Below are 13652 nucleotides of genomic sequence, written 5' to 3' on the forward strand. Positions count from 1 at the left end.
TTCGACTTTCGCGACGAACCCGTCGCCTGATCTGGAGGTCCCACCATGGCCGGACACCACACCAAGGGCATCATCGACCCGCCCATCGACAACCTGCTCGACCGCGTCGAGTCGAAGTACGAGCTGGTCATCTACGCGTCCAAGCGCGCGCGCCAGATCAACGACTACTACGCAGACCTCCACGAGGGCAACCTGTTCGACAACGTGGGCCCGCTCGTCGACTCGTCCGTCGAGGACAAGCCGCTGACCATCGCGCTGCACGAGATCAACGAGGACAAGCTGCGCCTTCGCCACGCTGAGTGAAGGCGCCCTCCTCGATGAGCGCGCTGCGCCTTTTCACGTCTGAATCCGTCACCGAGGGGCACCCCGACAAGATCTGCGACCAGATCTCGGACAGCATCCTCGACGGACTGATCGCCAAGGACCCGGCGTCGCGCGTCGCGGTGGAGACGCTCGTCACCACCGGGCTCGTGCACGTCGCGGGCGAGATCCGCACCGAGGCGTACGTCGACATCCCGACCATCGTCCGCGAGGTCGTGAGCGGCATCGGCTACACCTCCAGCGAGACCGGCTTCGACGGCGACTCGTGCGGCGTGAGCGTCTCGGTGGGGGAGCAGTCCAGCGACATCGCGCACGGCGTCGACCTCGCACAGGAGCACCGAGACGGATCGTCCAGCGACGCCCTGGATGGCCTCGGTGCCGGCGACCAGGGCATCATGTTCGGCTTCGCGACGGTCGAGACGCCCGAGCTCATGCCGATGGCCGGTCACACGGCGCACCGCATCGCCGAGCGTCTCACCGAGGTGCGTCGCTCCGGTGAGCTCGGGTTCCTGCGCCCCGACGGCAAAACCCAGGTCACACTCGGCTACGAGGGCTTCACGCCGAAGACGATCGACGCAGTCGTGCTCTCGACGCAGCACCACCCCGACATCTCGCAGGACGAGCTCAAGGAGCAGGTCCGGCGACTCGTGATCGATCCTGTGCTCGAGAACACCGGACTCGAGATGCCGTCGTCCGACCGCTACTTCATCAACCCCGCCGGGCCCTTCGTCACGGGCGGCCCGAAGGGGGACGCCGGTCTCACGGGCCGCAAGATCATCATCGACACCTACGGGGGAGCCGCCCGTCACGGCGGCGGCGCGTTCAGCGGCAAGGACCCGTCGAAGGTCGACCGCTCCGGCGCCTACGCCATGCGCTGGGTGGCCAAGAACGCGGTGGCCGCAGGTCTCGCCGACCGGCTCGAGGTGCAGGTCGCCTACGCCATCGGCGTCGCGCGGCCCGTCGGACTCTACGTCGAGACGTTCGGCACCGGCAAGGTGTCGGACGAGGTGATCACGAATGCGATCCGCGAAGTCTTCGACCTGCGGCCGCAGGCGATCATCGAAGAGCTCGATCTGCTGCGTCCGATCTACCGTCAGACGGCCGCGTACGGTCACTTCGGCCGCGAACTGCCCGAGTTCACCTGGGAGCGCACGGACAGAGCCTCCGACCTGCGCCGCGCCGCGGGGCTGTAATGCTCGCGCGCGGGGAGCGCACGCACCGGCACCAGGGGCTGCGGTGAGCCGGCGAATCGCGCGGGTGCTGCTCGACTCGCCGCTGCCGCAGCTCGATCGCCTGTTCGACTACGTCCTCCTGGACGAGCTCGGCGAGGTGCCCATCGGTGCCCGCGTCCGCGTGCCGCTGCGCACAGCCGGCCGCATGGTCGACGCGTTCGTCGTCGAACTGGACACCGAGAGCGACACCGAACGCGCGCTGTCCACCGTCGAGAGCGTGGTCTCACCGGTTCCCGTGCTCCCCGAGCGCCTGTACCGGCTGGCGCGCCGCGTCGCGGATCGCGCGGCCGGTTCGGCATCCGACGTTCTGCGCCTGGTCATCCCCAAGCGTCAGGTCCGCGTCGAGAAGGCGTGGAAGGCGGATGCCGTCGCCGGGACGCCGTCCGATGAGGCACGCGAGCGGGCGGATGCGGTCCTCGCCGAGTACGCCGGACTCGCGGCGCTGCTCGACGAACGCGGCCGCGGTGCGGTCGAGGCTGTACCCGGGGTCACAGGCGACGCGCTGCCGTGGGCCCGCCTGCTCTCGGCCGCGGCATCCGCGGTGCTGGCATCCGGCGCATCCGTCATCCTCGCGGTACCCGATCACCGCGACCTCGACCGGCTGCTGACGTCGCTTTCGGACTTCGTCCCCGAAGACGCGATCGTCCGCCATGACTCCCGGCAGACCAATCCCGAGCGCTACCGGGGGTTCCTGCGCACGCTCGAGGACGCACCGTGCATCGTCGTCGGCAACCGGTCCGCCGTGTACGCGCCGGTGCATGCCGGACTCGTCGCCGTCTGGGACGACGGCGACCCGCTCTACAGCGAACCGCTCGCCCCGTACGTGCACGCGCGGGACGCCGTGCTCGTCCGCCAGGAGCAGGAGGGATCGGCGCTGCTGTTCGCCGGCCACACGCGCACGAGCGATGTCGAGCGCCTCGTGCAGCGCGGCTGGCTCGCCGATGTCCGCGCCGAGCGGCGGGTGACGCCGCGCATCGTGCTGAGCAGCCCGCAGGAGATGGAGCAGCCGGCTCAGCGCGTGCACTCCGGCGCTTTCACCGCGGCTCGAGCCGCGATCGCGGAGGGACCTGTCCTCGTTCAGGTCGCGCGTCCCGGCTTCGCACCGACGCTGGTGTGCGCGGACTGCCGGGCACCGGCCCGGCGCCCATTGCGGCGGCCCGCTGGGGGCGGCGCATCGCGGCGCGGTGCCGGTGTGCGGGTGGTGCGGCCGCGCGGGGCTCGCCTGGCATTGCCCGTCCTGCTCCTCCACGCAGCTGCGCCTCGCGGCATCCGGCAGCGAGCGCACCGCCGATGAGCTCGGCCGGGCGTTCCCCGGCGTACGCGTGATCGTCGCCGATGGCGCGCACCCCGTGGAGCACGTCTCCGACAAGCCCGCCCTCGTCATCGCCACCCGCGGGGCGGAGCCGATCGCCGCGGGCGGATACCGGGCTGTGCTGCTGCTGGACGGCTCGCGCATGCTGCAGGCGCCCGACCTGCGGATCGGCGAATCCTGCCTGCGGTGGTGGTCGAATGCGGCCGCCCTCGCAGCTCCCGGGGCCCCGATCCACCTCGTCGGCGTCGACGGACCCGTCGGACGGGCTCTGGCGACGTGGACGCAACCGGCGTACGCGCGTTCCGAGCTCGAGAGCAGAGCACCCCTGCACCTGCCGCCCGCGACCCGCGTCGCCCTCGTCGAAGGCGTACCGGCATCCGTGGCGCGCGCACTCGAGGATCTGCGCAGATTGCACCTGCCGACCGATGCCGTGCTCGGTCCCGTGCCCGTCGAGGGCGAGGACGGCCGCGTACGCGCCCTCGTGAGGTTCGAGTACGCCGCGGGCCCGTCCGTGGCGACGACGCTGCGCGCCGCCGTCGTCGCGGAGGCGGTCAAGCGACGACGCGGACGCGGTCAGAGCAACCGCGTGCCGCTCTCGGTGCGCCTCGATATGCTCGATCCCGAGCTGTGATCGCCGTGGCGATCCACCCCACGTGAGAACCCATCCTTCCGGAGCACCTTCATGCGACTCGTCTTCGCCGGCACACCGGCGGCCGCCATTCCCACCCTGCGCGCCCTCGCCGGCTCCCACGACATCGCGGCCGTTATCACGCGCCCCGATGCGCCGCTCGGCCGCAAGCGCGTGCTCACGCCGTCGCCGGTCGCCCAGGTCGCAGACGACCTGGGCCTGCCCGTCATCAAGGCCGCGCGTCTCGACGATGACGTCACCTCACGGATCGCCGCTCTGCGCCCCGAGCTCGGCGTGATCGTCGCCTACGGCGGGCTGGTGCGCGAACCGCTGCTCCAGACTCCGGCGCACGGCTGGATCAACCTGCACTTCTCACTCCTGCCGCAGTGGCGGGGCGCGGCTCCGGTGCAGCGCGCGCTCATCGCCGGCGACGCCGAGCTCGGCGCCAGCGTGTTCCAGCTCGTCCCCGCGCTGGACGCCGGTGACGTGTTCGCGATGCGGACGGTCGATATCCCGGCAGACGCCACGGCCGACGTCGCCCTGCACGTGCTCGCCGAAGACGGTGCGGCCCTCACCGCCGAGGTCGTGGCCGGCATCGCCGACGGCACGGCGCGCGCCGTGCCTCAGGAGGGCGTACCGACGACCGCGCCGAAGCTCACGCTCGATGACGGGGCGTTGGACTGGCACCTGCCGCTCGAGGCGGTGTATTCCCGCTTCCGCGGCGTCACCCCCGAACCCGGCGCGCACACGACCATCGGCGGTCTTCGCGTGAAGGTGCTCGAGGCCGCCCCGGCGGCAGAAGCCGACGAACTGGACCCCGGCCGGATCACCGCAACGAAGCATGCCGTCCTCATCGGCACTGCGACCAGGCCGCTCGCCGTGACGCGTGTGCAGCCGGCCGGGAAGGCCGCCATGAGCGCAACGGACTGGTGGCGCGGGCTGCGCGCCGACGACGCCGTGCGAGCGGGCGCATGAGCGCGCCGCAGGATCGGCGCCCGCGTCGTCGACAGGACGGCGAGCAGGGCTCGCGCACCCGGCAGGGGCAGCCGCCCCGCCTGGTGCAGCCGGCCAGGCGCGTGCAGCCGGCCAGGCGCGTCGCGTACGACGTCCTGCGGGCCGTGAGCGACTCCGATGCCTACGCCAACCTGCTGCTGCCGTCCGCGATCGCCGAGGCCGGCCTCAGCCCGCAGGACGCGGCGCTGGCGACGGAGCTCACGTACGGCGCGCTGCGCCGTCGTGGAACCTACGACGCCGTGATCTCGGAGGCTGCGGGACGACCGGTCTCCGACATCGACCCGGCGGTGCTCGATGCCCTACGGCTCGCAGCGCATCAACTGCTCGCGACCCGCGTCGCCTCCCACGCGGCCGTCAACGAATCCGTGAACCTCGTGGCCGGCGCCGTCGGCAGAGGGCCCGCGGGCTTCGCGAACGCGGTGCTCCGGCGTATCTCGCGAGACACGCCGGGTCAGTGGCAGGAGCGGATCGAGGCGGGTGCGCGCTCCGACGACGAGCGCCTCGGCCTGCGCACAGCCCACCCGGTGTGGATCATCCGCGCACTCCGTCGGGCGCTCACGGCCGAGGGGCGCGCGGGCGAGCTCGAAGACCTCCTGGATGCGGACAACGCCTCTCCCGAGGTGACCCTGGTCGCCCTGCCCGGCCTCGCCGAGCCGGGGGAGCCGCGCCGCCCCTACGCGCCGACGGCCTTCGCCTCGCCCGGGGGAGACCCGCACGCCGTCATCAGTGCCTCTGGTGGCACGATCCGTGTGCAGGACGAGGGCTCGCAGCTCGTCGCCCTCGCCCTGGCGGCGGCCCGGCCGATCGAGACGGGGGAGCGGTGGCTCGACCTGTGCGCCGGACCCGGCGGCAAGACGGCGCTGCTGGCCGCGATCGCGCAGCAGAACGGCGTGGCCCTCGAGGCCAACGAGGTCGTCCCAGCGCGCGCCGGGCTCGTCCGGGGCGCCCTGAAGGCCGTCCCCGGCGACGTCGTCGTCCACGAGCAGGACGGCCGCGAGCTCACCGCCGCGAACCCGAGCCGGTTCGACCGCATCCTCGTCGATGCGCCGTGCACCGGCCTCGGAGCCCTGCGCCGGCGCCCCGAGGCCCGGTGGCGGAAGTCGCCCGCCGATGTGGCCGAGCTGACCGGCCTGCAGACCGAGCTCCTTGCCGGGGCCCTCGACGCCGTGACGCCCGGAGGCATCGTCGCCTATGTCACGTGCTCGCCGCACCTCGCTGAGACGACCGGCGTCGTCGCCGAGGTGCTGCGCACCCGTGACGACGTGACCGAACTGGATGCCGCCGCCGTGCTCGCTTCCGTCGCCCGCAGCCCGATCGACCTCGGCTCGGACGGCACCGGACGCGTGCAGCTGTGGCCGCACCGTCACGGCACCGACGCCATGTTCCTCGCGCTCCTGCAGCGCACCCCGAAGGGAGAAGATCAGTGAGCCTTCCGTCAGCACCACGCATCAACCCCAGCGTCCTGTCCGCCGACTTCGTGAACATGCAGCGCGATCTCGCCCGGATCGCGACCGCCGATTTCGCTCATGTCGACGTCATGGACAACCACTTCGTCCCGAACCTCACGTTCGGCCCGCAGATGGTCGAGCGCATGCAGGCCACCAGCGCCATCCCGCTGGACGTGCACCTGATGATCACCGACCCCGACCACTGGGCGCCCGGCTATGCCGAGCTGGGCGCCGCCAGCGTCACGTTCCACCTCGAGGCCGCCGCCGAACCGGTGGCGCTCGCGCGCCGACTGCGGTCGATCGGCGCCCGCGCCGGCGTCGCCATCAAGCCCGGCACGGCGGGGGAGAGCCTCTACGAGATCCTCGACGAGTTCGACCAGGTGCTCGTGATGACGGTGGAGCCCGGGTTCGGCGGTCAGAGCTTCATGCCCGAGACGATGCCGAAGCTGCGCGCGCTCGTCGACGAGGCGCGGCGGCGCGGTTCGTCGACCTGGTTCCAGGTCGACGGCGGCATCTCGGATGCCACGATCTCGCAGGCCGCCGAGGCGGGCGCCGACACGTTCGTGGCGGGCTCCGCCGTGTACGGGGCGGACGACATCGAGGCCGCCGTCACCCGGCTCCGGGAGCGCGCGCGAGCCGCTAGCCTGGAATCGTGAAGACTTTCGACGAGCTGTTCGCCGAGCTCAGCGTCAAGGCCGAGACCCGTCCTGCGGGATCGGGCACCGTCGCCGAGCTCGACGCCGGTGTGCACACGATCGGCAAGAAGATCGTCGAGGAGGCCGCCGAGGTCTGGATGGCGGCCGAGTACGAATCGGATGCCGAGGCAGCCGAGGAGATCTCGCAGCTGCTGTACCACCTGCAGGTCCTCATGCTCGCGAAGGGACTGAGCCTCGAGGACGTGTACCGACATCTCTGATGCGCTCCGTCTCGTTCCTCTGATCTGAAAGCCCCCCATGCTGCGCATCGCTGTTCCCAACAAGGGCTCGCTCGCCGAGACCGCCGCCGAGATGCTCGCCGAGGCCGGATACGCCGGCCGCCGCGACTCCAAGACCCTGCACGTCGTCGACGCCGCCAACGACGTCGAGTTCTTCTTCCTCCGCCCCCGCGACATCGCCACCTACGTGGCATCCGGCGCCCTCGACGTCGGCATCACGGGCCGAGACCTGCTGCGCGACGTGCCGCAGCCGGCCCGCGAGATCGAAGCCCTCGGCTTCGCCCAGTCGACGTTCCGCTTCGCGGCCCCCGCCGGCCGCTTCTCGACGATCCAGGATCTCGCAGGTGTCAGGGTCGCGTCCGCCTATCCCGGCCTGGTCGACGCGTTCCTGCGCGAGAACGGCGTCGAGGCGACCCTGGTGCCGCTCGACGGCGCGGTCGAGTCCGCCGTGCGGCTCGGCGTCGCCGACGCGATCGCCGACGTCGTCGAGACCGGCACCACGCTCCGGCAGGCGGGCCTGGAGATCTTCGGCCCCGTCATCATCGAGTCCGAGGCCGTGCTCATCAGCAGGCCCGGCGACGCCGAGGGCACCGAGCGACTGCTGCGGCGGCTGCGCGGCGTGATCGTCGCTCGCCGGTTCGTGCTGCTCGACTTCGACCTGCCCGCGAAGCTCGTCGACCAGGCGGCGGCTATCGCACCGGGTCGCGAGTCCCCGACGATCTCGCCGCTGCAGGACCCGGAGTGGGTCGCCGTGCGCGTCATGCTGCCCCGCAAGGGGATCAACCAGGTGATGGACGATCTGTACGCCATCGGCGCCAGGGCGCTGCTGGTCACGGCCATCCACGCCGCGAGACTGTGACGGCGGCGGCTCCCGTGACTCTCACCAGCCGCGTCATCCCGTGCCTCGACGTCGCCGCGGGGCGGGTCGTCAAGGGCGTGAACTTCGAGAACCTCCGCGACATGGGCGATCCCGTCGAACTCGCCGCGCTCTACGCACAGCAGGGCGCAGACGAGATCACATTCCTCGATGTCACCGCGACGGTCGACGACCGCTCGACCACGTACGAGGTCGTCCAGCGCACGGCCGAGAACGTGTTCGTCCCGCTGACCGTCGGCGGCGGCATCCGCAGCGTCGAAGACGTCGCGCGCCTGCAGGGCGTCGGCGCCGACAAGATCGGCGTGAACTCCGCCGCCATCGCACGTCCCGACCTCATCGGCGAGATCGCCGACCGCTTCGGGGCGCAGGTGCTCGTGCTCTCTCTCGATGTCAAGCGGGCGCCCACCACGGCATCCGGCTTCGTCGTCACGACCCACGGTGGGCGCACGGAGACGACACTGGACGCCCTGGATTGGGCGCGCGAGGCGATCGAGCGCGGTGCGGGGGAGCTGCTGGTGAACTCGATCGACGCCGACGGCACCCGCGACGGCTTCGATCTCGAGCTCGTCCGGCTCATGCGCGAGGTGTCCTCCGTCCCGGTGATCGCCTCCGGCGGAGCAGGGGCGGTCTCCGACTTCGCACCGGCCATCAAGGCGGGAGCGGATGCTGTGCTCGCCGCGAGCGTCTTCCACTCCGGAGCTCTCACCGTCGGCGACGTGAAACAGGCGATGCGTGCGGAGGGGGTGCTGGTCCGATGAGCGATGTCGAGACGCGGATCGCGCAGGTCGTGTGGAACGCGGACGGCCTCGCCCCGGCGATCGTGCAGCAGTGGGACACGCGCGAGGTCCTCATGCTCGCGTGGGTCGATGCCGAGGCGCTGCGCCGCACGCTGACGACCGGGCGCGTGACGTACTGGTCGCGCTCCCGCCAGGAGTACTGGCGCAAGGGAGACACATCCGGCAACATCCAGCGCATCCGCGAGGCGCGTCTCGACTGCGACGGCGACGCCATCCTGCTGCTCGTCGACCAGACCGGCCCCGCGTGCCACACCGGCACGCGCACGTGCTTCGATGCGTCCGACCTCGAAGCCGTGGACGGCGTGACCGGATGACCGGGCAGGAGAAGAGCATCGCCCGCCGCGGGCGCAGCATCGGCGTCCTGGGACTGCTGCTCGCGGGAGGCGTCGGGATCATCGCGTCGACGCAGACGTGGCTGACCGTGGTCCGTGCGGACGCGGGTGACCCGATCGTCGTGGCCGGCGCCGATGCCATGCCTCTGCTCGCGCCGCTGAGCCTCGCGGTCCTCGCCCTGGGCGCGGCGCTCGCGCTCGTCGGCCGCGTGCTGCGCCATGTGCTCGCGGTGCTGGCGCTGGCCGCCGGGGTGCTGCTCGCCTGGTGGACCGCGGAGATCCTCGTGGCCGCCCCGCTCTCCGCGGTGGCACCGACGGTCACGCAGGCGACCGGTCTTGCTGGCGGCACCGCCGTGGCCGACACGATCGCGTCGATCGAACCGTCCGCGTGGCCGGTCATCGCCCTGGTCGGCTGGGTCATCCTGATCTTCGCCGCCGGATTCGCCGTCGCCACCGCGCACCGGTGGCGCACCGGCGGACGCAAGTACCGCACGGATGGCGCCCCGCACGCGGAGCACGAAGGACCGGTCGATGCGATCGATTCCTGGGACGACCTGTCGCGTGGCACGGACCCCACGCGGTGACCCCGATAGACTGAGCGCAACACCCACGACCGCCACGGAGGAGAACATGACCAACCCGATCGCCGACCCCGGCCACGGACACTCGCCTGCGGCCTGGACTGCTGTGATCGTCATGCTGTTCGGCTTCTTCGCCGGCACCGTCGCGTTCTGCCTCGAACAGCCCGTGTTCGTGTGGGTCTCGGTCGGCATCATCGTCGTCGGCCTCCTGCTCGGCTGGATTCTCGCCAAGGCCGGATACGGCGTCAACGGACCCAAGTACTCGCCGAAGGGTCACTGATGGTCCTCGCCGACCTCACGGCCGGCGCGGTGGACGACGCCGAACGGCGCGCCGTTCTGCGTCCGCTCGCCGAGGTCGAGAAGGCCGCTCTTGCGCGCCCGGCGGCACAGGACGCTCTGGCAGCACTGGCTCCGGCATCCCGCGTCAAGATCATCGCCGAGGTCAAGCGCGCGAGCCCGTCGCGCGGAGCCCTCGCCGAGATCCCCGACCCCGCGCACCAGGCCTCGCTCTACGAGACCGGCGGCGCGTCCGCCATCAGCGTCCTCACCGAGGAGCGCCGGTTCGGCGGCAGCCTCGCCGACCTCGAAGCGGTGACGGAGCGCGTGTCGCTGCCCGTGCTGCGCAAGGACTTCATCGCGACGCCGTACCAGGTGCTCGAGGCGCGCGCCGCGGGCGCCGACCTCGCGCTCCTCATCGTCGCGGGACTCGAGCGCAGGACGCTCGAAGAGCTGCACGCCCTCGTTCTCGAACTCGGCATGACACCGCTGGTCGAGACGCACACCGCCGATGAGCTCGAGACGGCGATCGACCTGGGCGCCTCGCTGATCGGCGTGAACGCCCGCAACCTGTCGACGTTCGAGCTCGACCGCGACCTGTTCGGACGCCTCGTGGACCGCATCCCCGCCGGAACCGTGAAGGTCGCCGAGTCGGCCGTTCTCGCTCCCGCCGACGTCGCGCACTACCGGGCCGCCGGCGCCGACGTCGTGCTCATCGGCGAGGCGCTCGTGACGGGCGACCCCGTCGCGACGCTGCAGAGCTTCCTAGCAGCAGGTGACGAGAGGAGCACATCGTGACGAGCCTCCGCGACCAGCCCGGTCCCTTCTTCGGCGAGTTCGGCGGGCGGTACATGCCCGAATCCCTCATCGCCGCGATCGACGAACTGACCCTCGCCTATGAGCAGGCGGTCGCCGATCCGGCATTCCGCGCCGAGCTCGCGGGCCTGCTCGGCTCGTACGCCGGGCGTCCGTCCGCGCTGACCGAGGTGCCGCGGTTCGCCGAGCACGCCGGGGGAGCGCGTGTGTTCCTCAAGCGCGAGGACCTCAACCACACCGGCAGCCACAAGATCAACAACGTGCTCGGGCAGGCGCTGCTGACCAGGCGACTGGGGAAGACCCGGGTGATCGCCGAGACGGGCGCCGGCCAGCACGGTGTGGCCACGGCAACAGCAGCCGCGCTGTTCGGCATGGACTGCACGATCTACATGGGCGAGGTCGACACCGAGCGCCAGGCGCTCAACGTCGCCCGCATGCGGCTGCTCGGCGCCGAGGTCGTCCCCGTGACGACGGGCGCCCGCACGCTCAAGGACGCGATCAACGACGCGTACCGCGACTGGGTCGCGAGTGTCGAGACCACCAACTACATCTTCGGCACCGCGGCAGGGCCCCACCCGTTCCCTGCGATGGTCCGCGACTTCCAGAAGATCATCGGCGAAGAAGCCCGCGCGCAGTTGCTCGACGAGATCGGCAGACTGCCCGATGCGGTCGTGGCGTGCGTCGGCGGCGGCTCCAACGCGATCGGCATGTTCGACGCGTTCCTCGACGACACCGATGTCAAGCTCTTCGGCGTCGAGGCAGCCGGTGACGGCGTCGACACCGACAAGCACGCGGCATCCATCGAACGCGGCAGGCCCGGCGTGCTGCACGGCGCGAAGACGTACGTGCTGCAGGACGAGGACGGCCAGACGATCGAGTCGCACTCGATCTCGGCGGGACTCGACTACCCGGGCGTCGGCCCCGAACACTCCTGGCTCGCCGACATCGGCCGCGCCGAGTACATCCCGGCCACCGACGACGAGGCGATGCAGGCGCTGAGGCTCCTCAGCCGCACCGAGGGCATCATCCCCGCGATCGAGTCCGCGCACGCCCTCGCCGGCGCGCTGGGCCTGGGCCGCGAGATGGGCCCGGATGCTGTGATCGCGGTGTGCCTCTCCGGCCGGGGCGACAAGGACATGGACACGGCCGCGAAGTACTTCCAGCTGTACGACGAAGGCGTGGAGGAGGCCCGATGAGCCGCGTCGCCGACGCCATCGCACGCGCGAAGGCCGATGGGCGCGGCGCGTTCGTCGGGTATCTCCCGGTCGGATTCCCCGACCTGCAGACCAGCATCCGTGCCGCGATCACCCTGGCCGAGAACGGCGTCGACATCATCGAGCTCGGCCCGCCCTACAGCGACCCCGTGATGGACGGCCCCGTCATCCAGCAGGCGACGCAGGCGGCGCTGGCCGGAGGGTTCCGGATGCGCGATCTGTTCACGGCGGTGCAGGCGATCAGCGCCGAGACCGACGTCCCCGTCGTCGTCATGACGTACTGGAACCCCGTGATGCAGTACGGCGTCGACCGCTACGCCGACGACCTGCTCGCCGCCGGCGGGGCAGGACTCATCACCCCCGACATCACACCGGACGCCGCCGCCGAGTGGGTCGCCGCGAGCGAGCGCACGGGCCTGGACCGGATCTTCCTCGCCGCGCCTTCGTCGACAGACGAACGGCTGGATCTCGTCGTGAAGTCCTCGACCGGATTCGTCTACACCGTCTCGACCATGGGGATCACCGGTGAGCGGCAGGAGCTCGACAAGGCCGCGCGCACTCTCGTGGCGCGCCTGCGTGAGCACGGGGCCGAGAACGCCTGCGTCGGGATCGGCATCTCCACGGCCGACCAGATCGCCGCCGTCACCGACTACGCCGACGGCGCGATCGTCGGCACCGCCCTGGTCAGGGCCCTCGGAGACGGGGGCCTCGACGCCCTCGCCGAGGTGACCAGGAACCTCGCTGCGGGCACGCCGTCCGCAGTCCGCTCACACGAGAACTAGAATCGCAACCATGTCCCTCGCGCTTCACAGCATCAGCGGCGTGCTCACCAGCATCCCGAGCCCCGACGTCAGCTACTTCGATCTCGGGCCGGTGCGCATCCATTTCTACGCGCTCTGCATCATCGCCGGCATCATCGTCGCCACGCTGATGACGAACCACCGCCTCACCAAGCGCGGTGCCGAGCCGTGGGTGGTCATCGACATCGCGATCCTGGCCGTGCCGCTCGCGATCATCGGAGCGCGCATATTCCACGTGCTGACGCACCCGAACTTCTACTTCGGCGAGGGCAAGAACACCTGGAACCCCTTCGAGCCCGGCTCGGTGTGGGCCATCTGGGAGGGCGGCATCGCCATCTTCGGCGCGCTCATCGGCGGCGCGGTCGGCGCCTACCTCGGCTGCCGGTGGACCGGCATCCGGTTCTGGACCTTCGCCGACGCCCTCGCCCCCGGCCTCCTGCTCGCCCAGGCCATGGGCCGGTTCGGCAACTGGTTCAACCACGAGCTGTTCGGTCTGCCCACCGACCTGCCGTGGGGCCTGGAGATCGAATCCGACAACGCCGCGTTCCCCCCTGGGCTGGCCGAGGGGACCCTGTTCCACCCCACCTTCCTGTACGAGGTGATCTGGAACACGCTCGGCGTGCTGTTCATCCTGTGGATCGGGCACCGCCTGAAGCTCCAGTGGGGCAAGCAGTTCGCCGTGTACCTCATCTGGTACAGCGCCGGACGCATCCTCTGGGAGTCGATCCGCATCGACCCCAGCGAGATCATCCTGGGGCTGCGCAGCAACGTGTGGGCTGCGATCGTCGGTGTGGTCGTCGGCATCGTCATCATCATCGTCCAGACCCGTCGCCACCCCGGTGTCGAGCCGAGCCCTTACGTCCCCGGCCGGGCGCGGAAGGACGCGGACGCTGTTGTACAATCGCAGAACGATCTCGATGACTTCGTCGACGTGAGCGAGCCTCCCGCCGAAGTCACCGTCGGAGCCACCGCCACAAGCACTGCTCCCCAGAGCGAGGCCAGCTCCCGATAAGCGCCTCACTCTTCGAGTGAGGAATCCACTGAACGAGCGGGCCGACGGCGTCCCCGGT

At 71.0% G+C, this 13652-nt stretch carries 15 protein-coding genes and 1 pseudogene; all 16 read left to right on the top strand.

Going from position 1 to position 13652, the window contains the following annotated elements; translation table 11 throughout:
* Positions 1-45: 45 nt before the first annotated feature.
* The 16 genes and pseudogenes from rpoZ to lgt all read left to right on the top strand — a co-directional run bounded on the left by rpoZ (position 46) and on the right by lgt (position 13594).
* A complete protein-coding gene (rpoZ, locus tag HWX58_RS06965; RefSeq protein ID WP_033107065.1) occupies positions 46-303 on the top strand; it encodes a DNA-directed RNA polymerase subunit omega in 258 nt (85 codons plus the stop codon).
* A gap of 14 nt (positions 304-317) precedes the next feature.
* Entirely contained in the window at positions 318-1514 is a 1197-nt protein-coding gene (gene metK / locus HWX58_RS06970; protein ID WP_175986287.1) for a methionine adenosyltransferase, read from the top strand.
* 43 nt (positions 1515-1557) lie between these two features.
* Positions 1558-3496: pseudogene (locus HWX58_RS06975) on the top strand (primosomal protein N' family DNA-binding protein).
* A 51-nt stretch (positions 3497-3547) separates the two neighbouring features.
* Positions 3548-4468, top strand: a complete 921-nt coding sequence (fmt, locus tag HWX58_RS06980) for a methionyl-tRNA formyltransferase (protein WP_175986288.1) — start codon at positions 3548-3550, stop codon at positions 4466-4468.
* On the top strand, positions 4465-5934 hold the full coding sequence (locus HWX58_RS06985; RefSeq protein ID WP_175986289.1) for an RsmB/NOP family class I SAM-dependent RNA methyltransferase: 1470 nt from the start codon (positions 4465-4467) through the stop codon (positions 5932-5934). The genes fmt and HWX58_RS06985 overlap by 4 nt, the downstream gene beginning before the upstream one ends.
* Complete coding sequence (gene rpe / locus HWX58_RS06990; RefSeq protein ID WP_175986290.1) at positions 5931-6611, top strand: ribulose-phosphate 3-epimerase; 681 nt, start codon at positions 5931-5933, stop codon at positions 6609-6611. Before HWX58_RS06985 ends, rpe begins: the two co-directional genes overlap by 4 nt.
* On the top strand, positions 6608-6871 hold the full coding sequence (locus HWX58_RS06995; protein WP_175986291.1) for a phosphoribosyl-ATP diphosphatase: 264 nt from the start codon (positions 6608-6610) through the stop codon (positions 6869-6871). Before rpe ends, HWX58_RS06995 begins: the two co-directional genes overlap by 4 nt.
* Positions 6872-6908: 37 nt before the next feature.
* Positions 6909-7748, top strand: coding sequence for an ATP phosphoribosyltransferase (gene hisG, locus HWX58_RS07000; RefSeq protein WP_175986292.1), 840 nt, complete (start codon positions 6909-6911; stop codon positions 7746-7748).
* Positions 7749-7762: 14 nt separating this feature from the next.
* Positions 7763-8524, top strand: coding sequence for an imidazole glycerol phosphate synthase subunit HisF (hisF, locus tag HWX58_RS07005; protein ID WP_175986293.1), 762 nt, complete (start codon positions 7763-7765; stop codon positions 8522-8524).
* On the top strand, positions 8521-8877 hold the full coding sequence (gene hisI, locus HWX58_RS07010) for a phosphoribosyl-AMP cyclohydrolase (RefSeq protein ID WP_175986294.1): 357 nt from the start codon (positions 8521-8523) through the stop codon (positions 8875-8877). Before hisF ends, hisI begins: the two co-directional genes overlap by 4 nt.
* Positions 8874-9479, top strand: coding sequence for a Trp biosynthesis-associated membrane protein (locus tag HWX58_RS07015; RefSeq protein WP_175986295.1), 606 nt, complete (start codon positions 8874-8876; stop codon positions 9477-9479). Before hisI ends, HWX58_RS07015 begins: the two co-directional genes overlap by 4 nt.
* Positions 9480-9525: 46 nt before the next feature.
* Entirely contained in the window at positions 9526-9756 is a 231-nt protein-coding gene (locus HWX58_RS07020; protein WP_175986296.1) for an HGxxPAAW family protein, read from the top strand.
* Positions 9756-10550: an indole-3-glycerol phosphate synthase TrpC gene (trpC, locus tag HWX58_RS07025; protein WP_175986297.1), complete on the top strand. Its 795-nt coding sequence runs from the start codon at positions 9756-9758 to the stop codon at positions 10548-10550. Before HWX58_RS07020 ends, trpC begins: the two co-directional genes overlap by 1 nt.
* Complete coding sequence (trpB, locus tag HWX58_RS07030; protein ID WP_175986616.1) at positions 10544-11764, top strand: tryptophan synthase subunit beta; 1221 nt, start codon at positions 10544-10546, stop codon at positions 11762-11764. Before trpC ends, trpB begins: the two co-directional genes overlap by 7 nt.
* Positions 11761-12564, top strand: coding sequence for a tryptophan synthase subunit alpha (gene trpA / locus HWX58_RS07035; RefSeq protein ID WP_175986299.1), 804 nt, complete (start codon positions 11761-11763; stop codon positions 12562-12564). The genes trpB and trpA overlap by 4 nt, the downstream gene beginning before the upstream one ends.
* A gap of 10 nt (positions 12565-12574) precedes the next feature.
* Complete coding sequence (gene lgt, locus HWX58_RS07040) at positions 12575-13594, top strand: prolipoprotein diacylglyceryl transferase (RefSeq protein WP_175986301.1); 1020 nt, start codon at positions 12575-12577, stop codon at positions 13592-13594.
* The last annotated feature ends 58 nt before the right edge of the window (positions 13595-13652 follow it).

The sequence above is a fragment of the Microbacterium tenebrionis genome (assembly GCF_903645325.1).
Taxonomy (GTDB): domain Bacteria; phylum Actinomycetota; class Actinomycetes; order Actinomycetales; family Microbacteriaceae; genus Microbacterium; species Microbacterium tenebrionis.